The sequence below is a fragment of the Cellulomonas sp. zg-ZUI22 genome, from assembly GCF_017353535.1.
GTDB classification, from domain to species: Bacteria; Actinomycetota; Actinomycetes; order Actinomycetales; family Cellulomonadaceae; genus Cellulomonas; species Cellulomonas wangleii.
Genome location: NZ_JAFMUZ010000008.1, coordinates 179,459 through 198,806, shown reverse-complemented (window position 1 = coordinate 198,806; position 19,348 = coordinate 179,459). Strand labels below are relative to the sequence as shown.

The window sequence follows — 19,348 nt, the reverse complement described above, 5'->3', positions numbered from 1 at the left end:
GGCGCCGGTACCTGGATGACGGGTGGGCGAGCAGGTTCTCGACGTTCCCGGGTGACTCTCTCAGTCCAGCCCCGCGGCCGCCTCCGCGGCCTCGATCTGCGCGTTCCACGCCTTCTTGCTCGCGCGCCAGCTCTCGTCGTCGGCGCCGAGGCGCCAGTACCCGGAGATGGACAGGTCGGCGCGCGCGACCCCGTGGGTGCGCAGGTGCGCCCGCAGCTCCTTGACCGCGCCGGCCTCGCCGTGGACGAAGGCCCCGATGCGTCCCGCGGGGGTCGGCCAGGCACGGACCGCCTCGGGGAGCGTGGACCCCGCGGGGGCGTCGCCGTGGTGCAGCCAGGTCACCGTGACGCCCGCGGGGGCGTCGAGCGCGATCTCGTCGTCGGGGCCGTGCACCTCGACGAACGCGGCGCCGACGGCGTCGCGGGGCAGCCGCTCCAGACCGACCGCGACCGCGGGCAGGGCGCTGGCGTCCCCGACGAGCAGGTGCACGTCGACGTCGGGCCGCGGGTCCCACGCGCCGCCGGGCCCGTGCACCAGCACGCGGTCACCGGGCGACGCGGCCGCCGCCCACGGCCCGGCGAGGCCCTCGTCGCCGTGCACGACGAAGTCGAGGGTCATCTCGCGGGTGCCGGGGTCCCACGCGCGGATCGTGTACGCACGCTGGCGCACCTGGACGCCGTCCGGGAGGGAGGCGCGCAGCGCGGCGAGGTCGACGCGGCCGTCGTCGCCCAGCGGGCAGTCGTCGAGGGCGCCGTCGGGCAGGAACCCGAGCTTGACGTACGAGTCCGCGCAGACGGGGTCTGCGAGCGGCCGCAGGTCCGGGCCGCCGAGCACGACCCGCGCGAGGTGCGGCGTGAGGCGCTGCGTGCGCACGACCCGGGCCAGGACGGGGGCGGGGCGGCGCGGCGCCACGAGCGGCAGGGCGGTCGGTCGGGTGGCGCTCATCAGGTGAGCCTAACCTCGCGTGCCGCACCGGACGTGGTCGGCTGTGACCGGACCCACGTCCGCCGCGGGAAACCCCGTGCCCCGGGCAACCGTTGGCCCCGGCAGGGTGCCGGCTCCCGCACCCCGCACGTACTGTCGCCCTGTCGCGCACGCCGCGGTCACCGCCCCACCCCCTCACGACCGCTCGCCCGGCCCCCTCGGAGGAACCCGTGTCCCGCCTCGCCCGGCTCTCGCTGGCCAACCGCTCCGTCGTCGCGCTCGTGACGATCGCGATCGCGGTCTTCGGCTGGTTCAGCCTCGGCTCCCTCAAGCAGGAGCTCATCCCGTCGCTGCAGATCCCGACCGCCGTGGTCGTCGCGGTCGACCCGGGCTCGTCGCCGGAGCTGGTCGAGCAGCAGCTCACCGAGCCCATCGAGCAGGCCGTCTCCGGGGTCGCGGACGTCGAGTCCGTGACGTCCACGTCCGCCACGTCGGTCTCGACGACGACCGTCGAGCTGACCTACGGCGTCGACGTCGACGCGCGGGCCCAGGACATCCAGCAGGCGGTCGACCGCATCCGCTCGGCGCTGCCCGAGGGCGTCGACCCGATGGTCATCACCGGCTCGATCGACGACCTGCCGGTCGTGCAGCTCGCGGTCGCCGGCACCCCGGACGACGTGCGCGAGGGGGAGGACCCGCAGGCCGCGCTGGCCCGCGTCGTCGAGGACGTCGTGGTGCCCCGCCTCGAGCAGGTCGACGGCGTGCGCGAGGTCGCCGTCACGGGCGTCGCCGAGCAGGCCGTGACGATCACGCTGGACCTGCAGGCGCTCACCGCCGCCGGCCTGTCGCCCGCGGCGGTGCAGACGATCCTGCAGGACAACGGGGTCGTGCTGCCCACGGGCACGGTCGACGACGGCGACCTCACCCTCTCGGTCCAGGCGGGCTCACCGATCTCGTCGGTCGACGACCTGCGCGCGCTGCCCCTGCTGGGCTCCGCCACCGGGCAGGCCGTCACGCTCGGTGACGTCGCCGAGGTCGTCCTCGCGCCGGTGCCCGCGTCGAGCCTGTCGCGCCTCGACGGGCAGCCCGCCCTGGCCGTCTCCCTGACCAAGACGCCGGCCGGCAACACGGTCGACGTGTCGCACGGCGCCCAGGACGCGGTCGACGGGCTGCGCGAGCAGCTCGGCGGCGACGTCGACATCGCCGTGGTGTTCGACCAGGCGCCGTTCATCGAGGAGTCCATCGAGGGGCTGGCCACCGAGGGCGGCCTCGGCCTGCTGTTCGCGGTCGTCGTCATCCTGCTGTTCCTGGGCTCGATCCGCTCGACCCTGGTCTCGGCCATCTCGATCCCGCTGTCCCTGCTGGTGACGTTCATCGGCCTGCAGGTCGCCGGGTACTCGCTCAACATCCTCACGCTCGGCGCCATGACCATCGCCATCGGGCGCGTCGTCGACGACTCGATCGTCGTCATCGAGAACATCAAGCGCCACCTGTCGTACGGCGAGGGCAAGCGCGACGCGATCGTCACCGCGGTGCGCGAGGTGGCGGGCGCGATCACCGCCTCGACCATCGCCACCGCGGCGGTGTTCGTGCCGATCGGCCTGGTCGGCGGCATGGTCGGCGAGCTGTTCCGGCCGTTCGCCTTCACCACCGCGATCGCCCTGGTCGCCTCCCTGCTCGTCTCGCTGACGATCGTGCCCGTCCTGGCGTACTGGTTCGTCAAGGCCGACGCCTCGGCCGCCGGGGACGACGCGGAGGCCCAGCGCGCCGCCGCCGAGGCCAAGGAGCGCCGGTCCTGGATGCAGCGGTCGTACCTCGCCACGCTGCGCGGCGCCCTCGCGCACCCGGTCGTCACGCTGCTGGCCGCCGTCGTCGTCTTCGCGGGGACGATCGGCCTGGCCACGCGCCTCGAGACCAACTTCCTGGGCGACGCGGGCCAGAACACCCTCACGGTCACCGAGACGTTCCCGCCCGCGACCTCGCTCGAGGCGCAGGACGCGGCGGCGCAGGAGATCGAGGAGGTCCTGCTCGGCGTCGAGGGCGTGCAGACCGTGCAGACCACGGTCGGCTCCGCCGGCGGCATCGAGGCGGTGCTCGGCGGTGGCGGCGCCCCGCGTGCGTCGTTCGCGCTGACCCTCACCGACGACTCCGACAACACCGCGGTCGCCGACGACGTGCGTGCGGCCGTCGCCGACCTGTCGGGCGGCGACGGGCACGGCGACGTCGTGGTGGCCGGCGCCGACGCCGCGTTCGGGTCGTCGACCGTCGACGTGGTGGTGCAGGCCGACGACTCCGACGAGCTGGAGCGGCTCGCGGCGCAGGTGCGCGACGTCGTCGCCGACGTCGAGGGCACCACGGACGTCACGAACGACCTCGCCGCGGACCAGCCGACCGTGCGCGTCACGGTCGACCGCGAGAAGGCGGCGGCCGCCGGCCTCACCGAGACCGCGGTGGTCGGCACGGTCGCCGGGCTGATGAGCCCGCAGCCCGTCGGCACGGTGGACCTCGGTGCCGGTCCTGTCGACGTCACCGTGGTGACGGTCCCCGCGCCCGCGAGCGTGGCGGAGGTCGAGCAGCTCGTGCTGCCGACGGCGACGGGCCTCGTCCCGCTGACGTCGGTGGCCGACGTCGAGCAGGTGGAGGTGCCCGTCTCGACCACCCGCATCGACGGCAAGCGTGCGGCGACGATCTCGGCGACGCCGGCCGACCAGGACCTGGGTGGCCTCACGGAGCGGATGCGCACGGCGCTCGAGGACGTCGACGTGCCCGCCGGGGCGAGCGTCGAGATCGGCGGCGTCGCGGCGGACCAGGAGGACGCGTTCGCGGACCTCGGGCTCGCGCTGCTCGTCGCGCTCGTGATCGTCTACGTGGTCATGGTGGCGACGTTCCGGTCGCTGCTGCAGCCGCTGATCCTCATGGTGTCGGTGCCGTTCGCGGCGACCGGCGCGCTGCTGGGCCTGCTGCTGACGGGCACCCCGCTGGGCGTGCCCGCGCTGATCGGCGTGCTCATGCTCATCGGCGTCGTCGTGACCAACGCGATCGTGCTGGTCGACCTGGTCAACCAGTACCGCGACCGCGGGCGGGACCTCGACGACGCCGTGACGGAGGGGTCGCGCAAGCGGCTGCGGCCCATCCTCATGACGGCGGCCGCGACGATCTTCGCGCTGGTGCCGATGGCCTTCGGCCTGACGGGCGGCGGCGTGTTCATCTCGCAGCCGCTGGCGATCGTCGTGATCGGCGGGCTGTTCACGTCCACGCTGCTCACGCTGGTGCTGGTGCCCGTCCTCTACACCCTCGTCGAGCGGGCGCGGCTGCGCCGGGCGGGGCGCCGCTCGGCACGGTCCGGCGTCGCGGCGGCGGGCGCCACCCCCGCGGCCTGATCCCCGCCGGGAACGACGAGACGCGGCCCGCCACCGTCCCCCTCCAGGACGGCGGTGGGCCGCGTCGGTCGTGGCGACGTCTCAGACGTCGCGCGTGCGCAGGCGCAGGGCGCCGGCACCGAGGATCACGACGACCCAGGCGACCAGCACCGCGTACCCGCCCCAGGGGGACAGCTCGACGGCCTGCGTCGACATCTGGTTCGTCATGTCCAGGTACTCCTCGGGCGTGGCCACGCGGGCCCCGGCCGACGAGGGCAGGAACGGCCGCACGTACTCCAGCGGCTTCCAGGCGATGAGGGTCAGGACGCTCTCGACGACGAGCACGAAGCCGATGACCGTGGCGATGGTCGCCGCCGTGTTGCGCATGAGGGCGCCGAGCGCGAACCCGAGCAGCGCGACCGTGGCGATGTACAGCGGCGTGCCGACCACGATGCGCAGCATCTCCGGGTCCGACCAGTCGGGCTGCATGCTCGGCTCGATCGCGCCGGCCAGCAGCAGCGACAGCGCCGTGCCGACGGCCGCGGTCGCGAACGTCACGACGGCCACCACCGCACCCTTCGCCCACAGGACGGGCAGGCGTGTCGGCACGGCCGCGAACGTCGAGCGGACCTGCCCCGTGCCGTACTCACCCGTGATGCTGAGCGCCGCCAGGACGACGAGCACCAGCGAACCGAAGATCTGCCCGGGCGCCAGCACCAGGTAGACCATCGTGGCGCTGCCCGCACCGCCCTCGAACTGCTCCGGTGCCACGCCGGCCGACGCCGCCATGGCCCAGGCCAGCAGGACGAGGACCGCGACGGTCAGGCCGATGGTCCACAGGGTCGAGCGCAGCGTCCAGATCTTGATCCACTCGGAGCGCAGCACGTGCCACGGCGTCAGGCGCACGGCGGGTGCGGGTGCGGCGTGGTGGGCGTGCTCGGTGCGGGGGGTGGTCGCGGTGCTCATCGCTGCGCCTCCGGGCTGGTCGTGCCGGCGGCACCGGCGGCTGCGGGCGAGGGGTCGGTGCCCTCGGTGGCGGAGTGGTACTCGACGGCGTCGGCGGTCAGCGACAGGTACGCCTGCTCGAGCGAGCCGCTGACGGACGTGAGCTCGTGCAGCACGAACCGCGAGGCCGCCGCCAGCTCGCCGATCTCCGCGGCGGTCGGGCCGTGGACCTCCAGCAGGCCCGGCTCGATCGCCTCGACCGTGGCGCGGGGCCCGGACAGGGCCGCGGCGAGCTCGGTCGCCTGCGGGCTGCAGACCCGGACCGTGGTGCTGGTGGCGCGTGCCACGACGTCGGCGACGGGGCCCTGGGCGACGATGCGGCCACGCCCGATGACCAGCAGGTCGTCCGCCGTCACGGCGACCTCGCTCATGAGGTGCGAGGACAGGAAGACGGTGCGGCCCTCCGCCGCGAGGTGCTTGGCGAGGCCGCGCACCCACGCCACGCCCTCGGGGTCCAGGCCGTTGACCGGCTCGTCGAGGATCAGCGTGTGCGGGTCGCCCAGCAGCGCGGCGGCGATGCCGAGGCGCTGACCCATGCCGAGGGAGAACCCCTTGACGCGCTTCCCGGCCACGGGGCCCAGGCCGGCCATCTCGATGACCTGGTCGACCCGCTTGTCGCCGATGCCGTGCGTCGCTGCGAGCGCGCGCAGGTGCTGGCGCGCCGAGCGCCCGGGGTGGACCGCCTTCGCCTCCAGCAGCGCGCCCACCTCGGTCAACGGTGAGCGCAGGCGGGCGTACGGGCGGCCCTGCACGGTCACCGTGCCGGCCGTCGGGTGGTCCAGGCCGACGATCATGCGCATCGTCGTGGACTTGCCCGCGCCGTTGGGCCCGAGGAAGCCGGTCACGCGGCCGGGGTGCACCGTGAAGTCGACGCCGTCGACCGCCGTCTTGCTGCCGTACCGCTTGGTCAGTCCGTGCGCCTCGATCATCAGGCCCCCAGGTGTCGTGTCGCTGTGCTCACGTCGTCGACGCTACGGCCGGGCGAGGTGCGCGCGGCACCCTCCCGCGACGGATCCTGGACGGGGCGTCTCATCCGAGAGGACGAGACCGCGCGCTGCACGGCTCCGGGGCGTCACTGATGGGGAACGTCCGGGGCACCCGTTACGTTGAACACCTCGTCGAGAGAACCATCCCCGGCCGGCCACGACCAGGAGTCCCCCGCATGAGCAACCCCGTCTTCAACAACAGTGCCGTCTTCGGTGACCCGCGCCAGCAGCGTCGCGGCGGGCAGCAGACCGTCGTGCAGGGTCCCGCATGGGGCACGCCGGGTGCGCAGGCCGCCGACGCCGCGACCCTCGAGCAGATGTACGACGCGCCGCCGGCCACCACGCGCGAGACCGGACGCCTCACCTACGACGACGTCATCGTGAAGACCGGCGGGCTGCTCGCGCTGCTCGTCGTCGTCGCCGCGGCGACGTGGACGCTCGCGCCGGGCCTGTGGATCGTGGGGGCCGTCGTCGGCCTCGTCCTCGGCCTGGTCAACGCGTTCAAGAAGAACCCGAGCCCGGTGCTCATCACGCTGTACACGGTCGCGCAGGGCATGTTCCTCGGTGGCATCAGCGCGATGTACGAGTCGTTCTACGACGGCATCGTCGGGCAGGCGGTCATGGCCACCCTGTCGGTGTTCGCCGTGGCGCTCGTGCTGTTCCGCTCCGGCAAGGTCCGCGTCACCCCGAAGTTCCAGCGCGCCGTGCTCATCGGCATGGTCGGGTACCTCGTGTACTCGCTCCTGAACATCGTCCTGATGATGTTCGGCGTCGGCGGTGGCACGTACGGCCCGCTGCGCTCGGGTCTCCTCGGGATCATCGTGGGCCTCGTCGCCGTCGGCCTGGCCGCCGCGAGCCTGATCATGGACTTCGACTCCATCAAGCGCGGCGTCGAGCAGGGCGTCCCGGCCAAGTTCGCGTGGTCGGCCGCGTTCGGCCTCATCGTCACCCTGGTGTGGCTGTACCTCGAGCTGCTGCGCCTGCTGGCGATCCTGCGCGGGGACAACTGACCCCACCGCTCACCGCGACGCCCCGTCGGCCCACCGGCCGGCGGGGCGTCGTCGTCCCTCCTGCGCAGCCCCGATGAGAGGATCGACGGCGTGAAGTACGCCCAGCACATCTCCGAGCTCGTCGGCGGCACCCCGCTGGTGCGGCTGACGTCCGTGACCGCGGGCCTGAGCGCCACGATCCTGGCCAAGGTCGAGTACCTCAACCCCGGCGGGTCGGTGAAGGACCGGATCGCGCTGCGCATGATCGAGGCGGCCGAGGCCTCGGGGGAGCTGCAGCCGGGCGGGACGATCGTCGAGCCGACCTCCGGCAACACCGGCGTCGGGCTCGCGCTCGTCGCGCAGCGCAAGGGGTACCGCTGCGTCTTCGTGTGCCCGGACAAGGTCAGCCAGGACAAGCGTGACGTGCTGCGCGCGTACGGCGCCGAGGTCGTCGTGACGCCCACCGCCGTGCCGCCGGACCACCCGGACTCGTACTACTCGGTGTCCGACCGGATCACGCGCGAGACGCCCGGGGCGTGGAAGCCGAACCAGTACGCCAACGCGAACGGCCCGGCCAGCCACTACGCGAGCACCGGCCCGGAGATCTGGGCCGACACCGAGGGGCGCATCACGCACCTCGTCACGGGTGTGGGCACCGGCGGCACCATCACCGGCACGGGCCGGTACCTGCACGACGTCTCGGCGGACCGCCCGGCGGCGGACGGCGGGCGCGTCGTGGTCGTCGGCGCCGACCCGGCCGGGTCCGTCTACTCCGGCGGCGACGGGCGCCCTTACCTCGTCGAGGGCGTCGGCGAGGACTTCTGGCCGACCGCCTACGACCCGACGGTCCCCGACGAGATCATCGCGGTGTCCGACGCGGACTCGTTCGCCATGACGCGGCGCCTCGCCCGCGAGGAGGGCCTGCTCGTCGGCGGCTCGTGCGGCATGGCCGTCGAGGCGACGCTGCGCCACGCGCGCGCCCTGCAGGACGCGGACCCGGAGGCGGCCGCGCGGGCCGTGTACGTCGTGATCCTCCCGGACGGCGGGCGCGGCTACCTGTCGAAGATCTTCAACGACTCGTGGATGCGGTCGTACGGGTTCCTCGCCGGCGGCGAGGGCGCCACCGTGGCCGACGTGCTGCGCACCAAGGACGGCGACCTGCCCGCCCTCGTGCACACGCACCCCAACGAGACGGTGCGCGACGCCATCGAGATCCTGCGTGAGTACGGCGTCTCCCAGATGCCGGTGGTCGGTGCCGAGCCGCCCGTGATGATCGGGGAGGTCGCGGGCGCGGTGAGCGAGCGCGACCTGCTCGACGCCGTCTTCTCCGGCGCTGCGTCGCTGGCCGACCGCGTCGACAAGCACATGGCGCCCGCGCTGCCGCTCATCGGCTCGGGGGAGCCGGTGGGGTCCGCCCGTACGGCGCTCGAGAAGGCCGACGCCCTCATGGTCGTCGACGACGGGCGGCCCGTGGGCGTCCTCACGCGCCATGACCTCCTGGGGTTCCTGGCGACCGGGTGACGGCGGTGCGGACCGCGGGACGCGGTCCGCAGGTCCCGGGCGGGACCGGGTTAGCATCGGCCCGACCTGATGGGCCTGACCTGCGAAGGACCTTCCGCGATGGCGCTGTACGACCTTCCCCTTCCCGAGCTCGAGCGGTACCTGCCGGACCTCGACGAGCCCGCTGACCTCGACGCGTTCTGGGCGAAGACCCTCAGCGAGACCCGCGGGTTCGACCTCGCCCTGCGTCGCGAGCCGTACGACGCCGGGCTGCGGCTGCTCGACGTCGAGGACGTGACGTTCGCGGGGTTCGGGGGGCACCCGGTCAAGGCGTGGGTCACCCGCCCGGCGGGGTCGGCCACCGACGGGTCGTCGCTGCCGGCGGTCGTGGAGTTCATCGGCTACGGGGGCGGGCGCGGCCGCCCGGTGGAGCGGCTCGCGTGGGCAGCCGCCGGGTACGTGCACCTGCTCATGGACACCCGCGGCCAGGGCTCCCGGTGGGGGAGCGGCGGCGGCACGCCCGACCCCGTCGGCTCGGGCCCGCACACCCCCGGGTTCATGACGCGCGGCATCCTCGACCCCGCCGAGCACTACTACCGCCGGGTGTACACCGACGGCGTGCGTGCGGTCGAGGCCGTGCGCGCCCTGCCCGGCGTCGACCCGGCGCGTGTCGTCGTCACCGGCGGCAGCCAGGGCGGCGGCATGACGCTGGCCGTCGCGGGGCTCGTCGACGACCTCGCCGGCGTCATGCCGGACGTCCCGTTCATGTGCCACATCCCGCGGGCGATCTCGCTCATCGACTCGGACCCGTACCACGAGGTCGTCACGTACCTGTCCGTGCACCGTGAGCACAAGGACGCGGCCATGCGGACGCTGTCGTACCTCGACGGCGTGCACCTGGCCCGCCGCGCGACCGCCCCCACGCTGTTCTCGGTCGCGCTGCGCGACCCGATCTGCCCGCCGTCGACCGTGTACGCGGCGTACAACCACTACGGCGCGCTCGCCGCGACGCGTCCGGAGCGGGCCATCGAGGTGTACGAGTTCAACGGGCACGAGGGCGGCGGCGCCTTCCAGGTCGAGGCGCAGCTGCGCTGGCTCGCGGCGACGCTCGGGCGCTGAGCCGGGCCGTCGTGCGCGTCGCCGCTCCGGTCGGCGACGACGTGCTCGACGGTGCAGGATGGTCCGGCACTGTCATCCACCGAAGGAGAATCGCCATGGCCGCAGCGCTGCCCGAGGTCTCGGGCGCACCCGGCACGAAGCCCACGCTGACGTTCCCGGACGCGGCGCCGTCCGAGGAGCTCGAGGTCGTGGTGCTGAGCCGCGGCGACGGCGCGCTCGTCGAGGCGGGCCAGGACATCGAGGTGCACTACCTCGGCCAGTCGTGGCAGGGGGGCGTCTTCGACAACTCGTTCGACCGCGGCTCGTCGATCAGCTTCCCCATCGGCGTCGGCGCCGTCATCGCCGGCTGGGACGAGGGCCTCGTGGGCCAGCAGGTCGGCTCCCGCGTGCTGCTGTCGATCCCGTCGCACCTGGCGTACGGCGACCGCGGCGTGCCGCAGGCCGGCATCAAGGGCGGCGACACCCTCGTGTTCGTCGTGGACATCGTCGGCGTCAGCTGACGACCCGATGAGTCCGCGCCGCACCACCGGTCGACCCTCGCGGGCGCCGGTGGTGCGGTCGCGAGGACCGCACGGCGCGGCGTCCGGGAGGCAGGACCCGTGAGCGTGGCACGCACCCGTGACCCCCAGGAGTGGGCGGCGCACTCGCCGTACTCCGACCCCGGTCCGCACTCCGCGGTGCTGCGCGCGCTCGGCACCGCGCCGCAGGACGTGCACGCGGCCGCGACGGGACTGATCGCGCACTACCGCGCCGAGGCCGCGACGCTGGACCCCGCACGTCTGCCGACGATCGACCTGCGCTGGCTCGACCGGATCCTCGAGGCGGGCCTCGACGTCTCGTCCGCCCCGCTGCCCGGCCGCCCGCACGCCGACCGCATCGCGGGCTGCTGCCGCGACCACACCCTGCTGGGCGTGGGGCTGCTGCGGGAGCACGGCATCCCGGCGCGCTCCCGCATCGGCTTCGCGCGGTACTTCTTCCCGGGCGACGGCGTGGACCACGTCGTCGTCGAGCGCTGGGACGGTGAGCGGTGGGTGCGCAGCGACCCCGAGCTCGACGCCGCGTTCGGGGCGGCACCCCCGGCAGGGGAGCCGTTCGACCCGTTCGACATGCCCACGGGGCCGGACAGCCCGTTCGCCACCGCCGCGGAGCTGTGGACCGCGCACCGCCGCGACGGCCTGGACCTCACGCGCTACGGCGTCGCGGGCGTCCCCGAGCTCGCCGGCCCCGACTTCGTCCGCGGCTACGTCCTCCTCGAGGTGGCGCACCGCCGTCGTGACGAGGTGCTGCTGTGGGACGTGTGGGGCGCCGCGCTCGACGGCACGACGGGTGCCGAGGGGGACGCCCTCGCCGACGTCCTCGCCGACCTGCTGGTCCGCGCCGACGCAGGGGACGTCGGCGCCGAGGACGAGCTCGCCCGGCGCTACACCGACGACCCGCGGCTGCACGTCGGCCGGCGCGTGCTCACGGACTCCCCTCTGGGCCGCCGCGGCTGGACCGACCTGGTGGCGCGGACGACCGCGTGGGGCGACTGAGCCGTCAGCGGCCCCCGGTGGGCACCTGCGCCCCGGCCAGGGCGTAGGCCGCTGCGGCCTCCGCGTGCACGCGGGCCGACGCGATGAGCGGCACGGGACCGCCGTCCGGCGGGAGGGCGAGCTCCAGCTCGGTGCACGCCAGGACCACCGCATCTGCGCCCGCCGCGCTCAGGTCCGTGACGACCTCCTGCAGCCGCGCACGGGAGCGCTCCGGCGCGTGGCCCTGCGTGAGCTCGTCGAAGATGATCCGGTCGACCTCCTCCTGCGCGGGGGCGTCCGGCACGAGGGTCGCGATGCCGTGCCGGGCCAGCCGGTCGGCGTAGAACGGCTCGGCCATCACCCAGCGCGTCCCCAGGACGCCCAGGGTGCGGTGCCCCGCGGCGGTGGCGACCTCGGCCACCGCGTCGGCGATGTGCAGCAGCGGCACGTCGAGGGCGGCCTCCACGGCGGGTGCCACCTTGTGCATGAGGTTGGTCGCGATGAGCACGGCGTCCGCACCGGCGGCCTCGAGGCGTCGACCCGCGTCCGCGAGCAGCGCACCGGCCGCGTCCCAGTCGTCGGCGAGCTGCAGCTCGCGCACCTGCGCGAAGTCCAGCGACTCCAGCAGCAGGTGAGCGCTGTGGTGCCCGCCCAGCCGCTCCTGGACCAGGGAGTTGACGATCCGGTAGTACTCCACGGTCGAGTACCAGCTCATGCCGCCGATGACGCCGAGGGTGCGCACGTGGACCTCCCGAGGGGTACACCCCATGGAACCCCCGCGGCACCGGAAGCGTCCAGCCCTTCTCCGACCGGTCGGCGCGGGTGACCCGGAGCGTGCCGGGCCGTCAGCCCCGCAGGCCGTACCGGGTGAGGAAGTCGTTCGCGAAGACCCCCTCGGGGTCGCGGCGGGTCAGCAGGGCGACCTGGTCGTCCCACCGCGGGTAGAGCTCGCGCAGCGTGCGCTGCTCGTCCGCGAAGAGCTTGCCCCAGTGCGGGCGAGCCCCGAACGGGGCGAGGGCCTCCTCGATCACCGGCAGCACCGCCTCCACCTCGGCCCGCCGCGGCTGCCACGTGAAGTGCAGCGCGACGCGGTCGCCCCCGTGGGCGGTGGACAGCCACAGGTCGTCGCCGGCGATGGTCCGGATCTCACTGATGAGCAGCAGCGGGGACGTCAGGTGGCCGATGCCGCGCAGCGCCTCGATCGCCGCGACCGCGTGCTCGCGGGGCACGAGCCACTCGGACTGCAGCTCGGCACCCGCCGACGGCGTGAAGTCGAGCCGGAAGTGGGGGAGCCGCTCGTGCCACGGCCCGGGCACACCCCCCTGCTGCGTGCAGGCCACGGGGTCCGGGCCCGGCACGGGGTGCACGGGGCCCGGGGCGGGGCGCGCGCCCGCCAGGACGTCGCCGGGCCCCGGCAGGGTCCACGCGTCCGCGTCGACGCGGTGCTTGCGCCACACCTGGGCGACGTCGTCCCCGGTCCAGTCGGTGAACAGGCTCACGGAGTACGCCGAGGCCATGAGGTCGTCGAACCGGTCGAGCGCCGTGGCCCACGGCAGGTCGAGCCACACCTCCTGCGCGACGTCGTACGTCGGCTGCACCGCGAGCGTCACGCGCGTCACGACGCCCAGGCCGCCGAGCGCGACGACCGACCCGGCGAGCTCGGGGTCGTCCGGCCCGAGCGTGCGGACCTCACCGCCCGCGCCGACGATCTCCAGCCCGCGCACCGCGGCCGACAGGTTGGGCGCCGTGACGCCCGAGCCGTGCGTCGCGGTGGCGACCGTGCCGGCGACCGCGATGTGCGGCAGCGACGCCATGGTGTGCAGGGCCCAGCCGGCCGCGTGCAGGTCGTCGGCGAGCTCGCCGTAGCGCACACCAGCGCCCACGGTCACGGTGGCCGCCTCGGGGTCGACGACCGTCGGCGCCTCGAGCCGGTCCAGCACGACGAGCGTGCCGGGGGAGTCCGCCAGGTCGTGGAACGAGTGCCGCGAACCCAGGGCCCGCACATGCCGGGCGCCGGCCACGATCTCGGCGACCTCGTCGACGCTCGTCGGGCGCACCACGGGCCCGCCGCGGAACGTGTGGCTGCCGGCCCAGGTGGTCAGGGCGTCCGTCATGGGGGTCCTCTCGTGCGGGCGTCAGCGCCCGGGTGCGGTGATGAAGATGTCGAACAGCTCGGGGGTGTGGGCGTGCACGAGCACCATGAAGACCACGGCGTCGAAGAGCAGGTGCACGACCAGCACGTACGTCAGGGACTTGGTCAGGGAGAACGTGAAGCCCTGGATCAGCGCGAACGGGATCGTCAGCAGCGGGCCCCACTCGCGGTAGCCCAGCTCCCACAGGAAGGACACGAAGACCGTGGCCTGCAGCAGGTTCGCCGCCCACAGCGGGAAGTGCCGACGCAGCAGGGCGAACACGGTGCAGATGAAGAACAGCTCGTCCCAGGTGCCCACGGCGTTGACGCCGACGAAGAGGCGCGCGATCTCCTGCCCCTCGATCACCGTCGGCCAGTTGCGGTACGCGCCGGACGACAGGAAGTAGAAGGGCAGCAGCAGGTACCCGGCGGACTGCACGCCGATGAGGTACGCCCACTGCGTGCGGGTCCACCGCCGGCCGGTGCGCCACGGGAACCGGATGACGTCGTCGCCCAGGACGTGCCGGGACAGCACGTACGGGACCACCACCGCCAGACCGAGCGCGAGCGTGAAGCGCAGCATGCTGGCGTCGGACAGGTCCGCGCCGAGCGGGATCGTGCTGACGATGCCCATGCCGGCGCCGATGATCAGCAGGTCCCGCCCCAGCACGCGGTCGACGGCCCAGCCCAGGGCGATCCCGACGACGAGCGGCAGGTACGCCAGCGGGCGGACGTGGATCGCGAACATCAGCACGGCCGACCCGCACACGAGCGCGGCGGCCAGGTACCGCCAGGCGGGGTGCGCCAGGGCCCGCGGGGGTGCGTCGTCGGCCGCTGCCGGCAGGGTCCCCGCTGTCTCGTCCACCCGCACACCCTGCCTCACGGTGTGCGTCCGCGCAGCCCACGGGCGTGCGCGTCGTGTCGCCGCACCGCCCCTCAGTCCTTCGAGGTGCCCGCCTCGAGGATCGAGACGATCGAGAAGAGCGTGAAGCACACGGCACCCAGACCGACCATGACGTGGGCGGGCACGAAGAGGCCCGCCTGCCGCTCGGTGCCCTCGAAGAGGAACGCCGCGGTGAACAGGCAGGCGAGCGCGGTCCCCACCGGGATCAGCGGGATGCGGTTGGCCAGCGCGAAGACCTGACGCCACACCAGCGCGAGCAGCAGCACCTTGGACAGGATGCTGAAGCACACCAGCCCCAGGCCGATGAGCACGACGCCGGGTGCGAGGCGGTTCGGGTCGTCCGACGCCAGCAGGACACCGATGCCGAGGACGACGTTGATCGTCCCCATCGCCACCACCCACCACGTCCACCGGTAGCGCTCGGCGTCGCCGAACTCGTTGCGCACCTGCCGCACGATGCTGGCGACCAGAGCGATGAGGGCGGCGCAGATCAACGACAGCCCGGTCAGGACGTGCGCGGCGACCAGCTGCGGCGTCCCGCCGTGCGCGTACAGGGTCGCGGAGATCACCAGGCCCACGGCCGCGAGCACCACCGGGACCGCGACGAGGACCGCGCCCGCGGTGCGCGAGTACGCGCCGTCCGGCGGGCCGCTGCCCGGTGCGCGGGCCGCGGCCTGCTGGATCAGGACGAACTTCGTCGACGCGGTCGCCACGGTGCTGACGCAGGCGGCGATGAGCCCGATGCCCAGCATCACGTGGCCCGCGACGACCAGCTTGGGCTCGTCGCCGCGCGTGAACACCGTCACGCCCCAGACCATCGTGCCGAACGCGACGAGGTACCCGAGCACGGGCAGCGCGACCTCCCACACCTCGCCGTAGCGGTGGATGAGCTGCCGGATGATCGTCGCCGCCGTCGTGAACAGGGCGATGCAGATCGCGGTGAGCGCGATGTTCACGTGGCCCGCGACGAAGTGCCCGGCGTTGTCGCTGCCGGACAGGATGTCGAGCCCGAACGCGAGACAGACGACCCCCATGACGAGCGGGATCGCGCGGAACAGGATGCTGATGGACCGGTTCATGCGCTCCCCCTGGGCAGATCCGTTGTCGCCAGGCTAGGGAGTCGCGCCGGACTCGGCGCGTCGAGCGGGTCTTCAGGTGCGGGCGGGCCCGCGCCGGGGCCGGATCCCGTCGGCGGCGACCCAGACGCAGAACGTCGCGACGAACGCGGCCGGGACGGGCCACACGTGGGTGACGACCATCCACCAGCCGTCGGCGGCGGCGCCCAGGGCGGCCGCGACGTACGAGGAGACGACGGCGGGTGCCACCACCACGGCGACGACGGCGGCGATGCCGGTCAGCCGGGACGTCGTGGTCGCGCGTCGGGTGGCCCGGCGGCCGAGCAGGGCGAGCACCACGGCGGGCAGCGTCAGCGCGGCCGCCACGAGGGCGAGGCGACCGTCGGGCACGTCGAGCGTGAGCAGCTCGGGGTTGCGCCTGCCGACGAGCGCGCCCAGCTGCGTACCACCCGGGCCGACCCGGGTGTCCGACCACCACCCGGTCACGACGGCGACGGCCACGAGCGCGACGACGCCCGCGAGCGTCCAGGTGGCGGCGTCGTCCGGGTCCGGAGCCTTGGAGAGGGCGAGACGGCGCTCCTCCGCGTCGCGGCGGCGGCGCTTGGCGCGGCTGGCTCGGCCCACGGCTCGATCCTGCCGCGGCCTGCCGCCGTGCGGGCCGGTTCCGGTGGTCGGATGCGGGCGGGCGCGTGCGGGGCCAGGGACGAGCAGCTCGTGACGGTCCTCAGGTCGGAGCGGCGAGCGACCGGACGGCGTCGATGGTGTCCGCCTCGGCGGCGGACCTGTCGTCGCGGTACCGCAGCACCCGGGCGAAGCGCAGGGCCAGGCCGCCGGGGTAGCGCGTCGAGCGCTGCAGCCCGTCGAAGGCGATCTCCACGACCTGCTCGGGCCGCAGCGTGACGGTCCACCCGTCGTCGGCGATCTCGAGCTCGCGGAAGCGCTGCGTCTGCCACGCGAGCATCTCGTCGGTCATGCCCTTGAACGTCTTGCGGGCAACGCGATGACGGACGAGCCTCAACGACGCGCTGCGTGCTCCAGGACGCGGAGCAGCCCGATGGCATGGTTCAGCGCGTGCCACGCCGGGAACGCATCGCCGTCCGCGGCCAGGCCTTGGGCTTCGTGGAGGTCGTCGATGATCTGGCCGACCGTGTGCTCCTGCGGCTCTCGCGAGAGGTCGAACGAGGCGTCGACCGGCAGGTGCCAGTAGTGGTCGTGGTCGAGCGGCACCTCGGGCCCGACCTCTGCCTCGAAGGCGTCCAGGGCGAGTGCGAGCGCGGCGCGGAGGTCCGCGACGCGGAGGACGTCGTCCGACATGCGCCGAGCCTGGCAGACGTCGTCACGTCGGGGCCACCAACGCGCGGACGGTGTCGATCGTGTCCGCCTCGGCGGCGGACTTGTCGTCGCGGTACCGCAGGACGCGCGCGAACCGGAGCGCCAGCCCTCCCGGGTAGCGCGTCGAGCGCTGCAGCCCGTCGAACGCGATCTCGACGACCTGCTCGGGGCGCAGCGTGACGGTCCACCCGTCGTCGGCGACCTCGAGCTCGCGGAAGCGCCGGGTCTGCCACGCGAGCATCTCGTCCGTCATGCCCTTGAAGGTCTTGCCGAGCATGACGAACCCGCCGGCCGGGTCCCGCGCGCCCAGGTGGATGTTCGACAGCGTGCCCGCGCGGCGTCCGGAGCCCCGCTCGACCGCCAGCACGACCAGGTCGAGGGTGTGCCGCGGCTTGACCTTGACCCACGCCGCGCCGCGCCGCCCCGCCTCGTACGGGGCGTCGGCGGCCTTGACGACCACGCCCTCCTGCCCCGCGGCGACGACGCTGCGGAAGTGCCCGGCCGCCACGGCCGGGTCGGACGTGACCACGCGCTGGACGACGTGCGGCGCGGCCACCTCGTCCAGCACGGCGAGCCGCTCGCGCAGCGGCGCGTCGAGCAGGTCGTGCCCGTCGACGTGCAGCACGTCGAAGAAGAAGGGGGTGAGGGTCGCCGGCGCGGCGAGGTCGGCGTCGCGGGTCGCGCTGCGCGAGGCCGTCTCCTGGAAGGGGCGGGGACGGCCCTCGGCGTCGAGGGCGAGGGCCTCGCCGTCGAGGACGAGGGTGTGGGCCGGCAGGGCGCGGACCGCCGCCACGATCTCGGGGACGCGAGCCGTCACGTCGTCGAGGCTGCGCGTGTAGACCCGCACCTCGTCACCGTCGCGGTGCACCTGGATGCGGATGCCGTCGAGCTTGGTGTCGACGACCACCGGCGCGGCCGGGCCGTCCGCGGTGCCGGTGAGCTGGCCGACGGCCGTCGGGACGTCGGGGGCGGACTGGGCCAGCATCGGGCGCACCGGCCGGCCGACGGTCAGCGTGAACGCGTCCAGCGCGGTGCGGGCCGCGGAGGGGGAGGACGCACCCAGGGCCGCGACGGCGACGGCCTCGGTCTCGCCGGCCAGCATCGCGGCCCGTCGCACGACGTCGGCCGGCACGCCCGCGGCCTCGGCGACCGCGTCGAGCAGCAGCGCGTCGAGGGCGCCCTGCCGCAGCTCACCGCTGACGAGCCCGCGCAGCAGGTGCTGCTCGCGCTCGGTCGCGGCCGCGAAGAGCGCACGCGCCGCCTCGAGGCGGGCGGTCGAGGAGCCCGACCCGGACAGGCCGGCCATGTGGGCGAACGCGGCGTCGACCTCCCCGACCGTCAAGGACGGTGCGTCGGCCGGCAACGGCATGCCCGTCAGCGACCGCCACCCCAGCCCGGTCCGGCGCTGCCGCAGCTCACCGCCCAGGTACCGCGACACGATCGCCACGTCGTCCGGGCCGTCGGCCGCAGCCCGGCGAAGCACGTCGACCAGGACCGCCCGCTTGGCCAGCCGCGACCGCGTGGCCGCGACCCGGGCGGACGCGTCGGCGACGTCGTCGAGCAGCATGCGCCCATCCTGGCCCGCCCCACCCACACCCGCCTGACGTGCCGGACCGACCTCTCGCGACCTAGGGAACCCGTGGGCGAGAGGTCGATCCGGGCCGGTCAGGCCGAGGGCACTGTCAGGCCGGGGGCACGTGTCACGCCGACGGCACCGGGCAGGCGACGCCCGTCGAGTTCACCGGGCAGTACCCGCCCGGGTTCTTCAGCAGGTACTGCTGGTGGTAGTCCTCGGCGTAGTAGAACGTGCCGGCGTCCTCGACGGAGCGGATCTCGGTGGTCACGTCGCCGTAGCCGCGGGCCTTGAGCACCGGGGCGTACGCGTCGCGCGTCTGCCGCGCCGCGGCCTCCTGCTCCGGCGTCGTGAAGAACACCGCGGAGCGGTACTGCGTGCCCACGTCGTTGCCCTGGCGGAAGCCCTGGGTGGGGTCGTGCTCCTCCCAGAAGTGCCGCATCAGGTCGACGTCCGACAGCACGGTCGGGTCGTACGCGACCATCACCGTCTCGGTGTGGCCGGTGCGCCCGGTGCACGTCTCCTCGTACGTCGGGTAGCGCGTGAAGCCGCCCATGTAGCCGACGGCCGTGGTGACGACGCCCGGCAGCTGCCAGGCCTCCTTCTCCGCACCCCAGAAGCAGCCCGACGCCAGGTACAGCACGCGGGTGCCCTCGGGCCACGGGCCCTGCAGCGGCGTGCCCAGCACGGCGTGCGTCGTCGGCACCGGGTACGCGTACGCGTCCCGGCCCTTGAGCGCGTGCTCGGCGTCCACCATGGTCGTGCGCAGCGACGTGCCCAGCAGCGTCTCGAACAACGAGGCCATGACCGTCTCCTTCCGTCGGGTCCAGCACGTGCAACAGGCGCGGTGCGGACGCTGTTCCGCGGGCCCCGCCCGGACCGCACCGTCGTGCCGTGCGTGCCGTCACGCGCTGGCGCCGCGCCCACCGCCTAGCCTGG

At 74.1% G+C, this 19,348-nt stretch carries 17 protein-coding genes and 1 pseudogene; 6 read left to right on the top strand and 12 right to left on the bottom strand.

Going from position 1 to position 19,348, the window contains the following annotated elements:
• Nucleotides 1–60: 60 nt before the first annotated feature.
• Nucleotides 61–945, bottom strand: a complete 885-nt coding sequence (locus tag J1G43_RS16935) for a siderophore-interacting protein (RefSeq protein WP_207341552.1) — start codon at nt 943–945, stop codon at nt 61–63.
• A 209-nt stretch (nt 946–1,154) separates the two neighbouring features.
• Between J1G43_RS16935 and J1G43_RS16930 the strand changes: the two genes are divergently transcribed.
• Nucleotides 1,155–4,304 (top strand): efflux RND transporter permease subunit, encoded by a 3,150-nt coding sequence (locus J1G43_RS16930; RefSeq protein ID WP_207378894.1) that lies wholly within the window; start codon nt 1,155–1,157, stop codon nt 4,302–4,304.
• Between the two features lie 81 nt (nt 4,305–4,385).
• On the opposite strand, the gene J1G43_RS16925 is transcribed toward J1G43_RS16930, so the two are convergent.
• Together J1G43_RS16925 and J1G43_RS16920 are read right to left on the bottom strand one after the other, a co-directional pair.
• Complete coding sequence (locus J1G43_RS16925) at nt 4,386–5,249, bottom strand: ABC transporter permease (RefSeq protein ID WP_207378893.1); 864 nt, start codon at nt 5,247–5,249, stop codon at nt 4,386–4,388.
• Entirely contained in the window at nt 5,246–6,217 is a 972-nt protein-coding gene (locus J1G43_RS16920; RefSeq protein ID WP_207378892.1) for an ABC transporter ATP-binding protein, read from the bottom strand. The genes J1G43_RS16925 and J1G43_RS16920 overlap by 4 nt, the downstream gene beginning before the upstream one ends.
• 233 nt (nt 6,218–6,450) lie before the next feature.
• On the opposite strand from J1G43_RS16920, the gene J1G43_RS16915 reads away from it, so the two are divergent.
• The 5 genes from J1G43_RS16915 to J1G43_RS16895 all read left to right on the top strand — a co-directional run bounded on the left by J1G43_RS16915 (nt 6,451) and on the right by J1G43_RS16895 (nt 11,414).
• The gene (locus J1G43_RS16915) at nt 6,451–7,284 is read left to right on the top strand and encodes a Bax inhibitor-1/YccA family protein (RefSeq protein ID WP_207341556.1); all 834 of its coding nucleotides are present in this window, start codon (nt 6,451–6,453) and stop codon (nt 7,282–7,284) included.
• Nucleotides 7,285–7,374: 90 nt separating this feature from the next.
• Nucleotides 7,375–8,784, top strand: coding sequence for a cystathionine beta-synthase (locus J1G43_RS16910; RefSeq protein ID WP_207378891.1), 1,410 nt, complete (start codon nt 7,375–7,377; stop codon nt 8,782–8,784).
• A gap of 99 nt (nt 8,785–8,883) precedes the next feature.
• Entirely contained in the window at nt 8,884–9,882 is a 999-nt protein-coding gene (locus J1G43_RS16905; RefSeq protein WP_207341558.1) for an acetylxylan esterase, read from the top strand.
• A 95-nt stretch (nt 9,883–9,977) separates the two neighbouring features.
• Nucleotides 9,978–10,382, top strand: coding sequence for an FKBP-type peptidyl-prolyl cis-trans isomerase (locus tag J1G43_RS16900; RefSeq protein ID WP_089800891.1), 405 nt, complete (start codon nt 9,978–9,980; stop codon nt 10,380–10,382).
• A 99-nt stretch (nt 10,383–10,481) separates the two neighbouring features.
• Nucleotides 10,482–11,414 carry a transglutaminase-like domain-containing protein gene (locus tag J1G43_RS16895; RefSeq protein ID WP_207378890.1) on the top strand — a complete coding sequence of 311 codons (933 nt, stop codon included), beginning with the start codon at nt 10,482–10,484 and terminating at the stop codon, nt 11,412–11,414.
• Between the two features lie 4 nt (nt 11,415–11,418).
• On the opposite strand, the gene J1G43_RS16890 is transcribed toward J1G43_RS16895, so the two are convergent.
• The 9 genes and pseudogenes from J1G43_RS16890 to msrA form a co-directional block, all read right to left on the bottom strand.
• Nucleotides 11,419–12,135 (bottom strand): aspartate/glutamate racemase family protein, encoded by a 717-nt coding sequence (locus tag J1G43_RS16890; protein WP_207378889.1) that lies wholly within the window; start codon nt 12,133–12,135, stop codon nt 11,419–11,421.
• Nucleotides 12,136–12,238: 103 nt separating this feature from the next.
• Nucleotides 12,239–13,507 (bottom strand): FAD-binding protein, encoded by a 1,269-nt coding sequence (locus J1G43_RS16885; protein WP_207378888.1) that lies wholly within the window; start codon nt 13,505–13,507, stop codon nt 12,239–12,241.
• 21 nt (nt 13,508–13,528) lie between these two features.
• Entirely contained in the window at nt 13,529–14,389 is an 861-nt protein-coding gene (locus J1G43_RS16880; protein WP_372434915.1) for a type II CAAX prenyl endopeptidase Rce1 family protein, read from the bottom strand.
• Nucleotides 14,390–14,460: 71 nt separating this feature from the next.
• A complete protein-coding gene (locus J1G43_RS16875) occupies nt 14,461–15,507 on the bottom strand; it encodes a DUF2776 family protein (RefSeq protein ID WP_207341562.1) in 1,047 nt (348 codons plus the stop codon).
• Nucleotides 15,508–15,579: 72 nt separating this feature from the next.
• Nucleotides 15,580–16,128, bottom strand: a complete 549-nt coding sequence (locus J1G43_RS16870; RefSeq protein ID WP_207341563.1) for a hypothetical protein — start codon at nt 16,126–16,128, stop codon at nt 15,580–15,582.
• A 100-nt stretch (nt 16,129–16,228) separates the two neighbouring features.
• Nucleotides 16,229–16,492 (bottom strand): annotated as a pseudogene (locus J1G43_RS16865) (ATP-dependent DNA ligase); the annotation flags it as partial.
• A gap of 26 nt (nt 16,493–16,518) precedes the next feature.
• Nucleotides 16,519–16,818: a hypothetical protein gene (locus tag J1G43_RS16860; protein WP_207341564.1), complete on the bottom strand. Its 300-nt coding sequence runs from the start codon at nt 16,816–16,818 to the stop codon at nt 16,519–16,521.
• Nucleotides 16,819–16,840: 22 nt separating this feature from the next.
• Complete coding sequence (locus tag J1G43_RS16855; RefSeq protein WP_207378887.1) at nt 16,841–18,403, bottom strand: ATP-dependent DNA ligase; 1,563 nt, start codon at nt 18,401–18,403, stop codon at nt 16,841–16,843.
• A gap of 133 nt (nt 18,404–18,536) precedes the next feature.
• A complete protein-coding gene (gene msrA, locus J1G43_RS16850) occupies nt 18,537–19,214 on the bottom strand; it encodes a peptide-methionine (S)-S-oxide reductase MsrA (protein WP_207341566.1) in 678 nt (225 codons plus the stop codon).
• Nucleotides 19,215–19,348 lie beyond the last annotated feature (134 nt).

Bases quoted from the DNA above. Each gene is read 5' to 3' on its own strand.
- J1G43_RS16935 (WP_207341552.1), bottom strand. From the start codon at position 945: ATGAGCGCCACCCGACCGACCGCCCTGCCGCTCGTGGCGCCGCGCCGC.
- J1G43_RS16925 (WP_207378893.1), bottom strand. From the start codon at position 5,249: ATGAGCACCGCGACCACCCCCCGCACCGAGCACGCCCACCACGCCGCA.
- J1G43_RS16920 (WP_207378892.1), bottom strand. From the start codon at position 6,217: ATGATCGAGGCGCACGGACTGACCAAGCGGTACGGCAGCAAGACGGCG.
- J1G43_RS16915 (WP_207341556.1), top strand. From the start codon at position 6,451: ATGAGCAACCCCGTCTTCAACAACAGTGCCGTCTTCGGTGACCCGCGC.
- J1G43_RS16905 (WP_207341558.1), top strand. From the start codon at position 8,884: ATGGCGCTGTACGACCTTCCCCTTCCCGAGCTCGAGCGGTACCTGCCG.
- J1G43_RS16900 (WP_089800891.1), top strand. From the start codon at position 9,978: ATGGCCGCAGCGCTGCCCGAGGTCTCGGGCGCACCCGGCACGAAGCCC.
- J1G43_RS16885 (WP_207378888.1), bottom strand. From the start codon at position 13,507: ATGACGGACGCCCTGACCACCTGGGCCGGCAGCCACACGTTCCGCGGC.
- J1G43_RS16875 (WP_207341562.1), bottom strand. From the start codon at position 15,507: ATGAACCGGTCCATCAGCATCCTGTTCCGCGCGATCCCGCTCGTCATG.
- J1G43_RS16860 (WP_207341564.1), bottom strand. From the start codon at position 16,818: ATGTCGGACGACGTCCTCCGCGTCGCGGACCTCCGCGCCGCGCTCGCA.
- J1G43_RS16855 (WP_207378887.1), bottom strand. From the start codon at position 18,403: ATGCTGCTCGACGACGTCGCCGACGCGTCCGCCCGGGTCGCGGCCACG.
- msrA (WP_207341566.1), bottom strand. From the start codon at position 19,214: ATGGCCTCGTTGTTCGAGACGCTGCTGGGCACGTCGCTGCGCACGACC.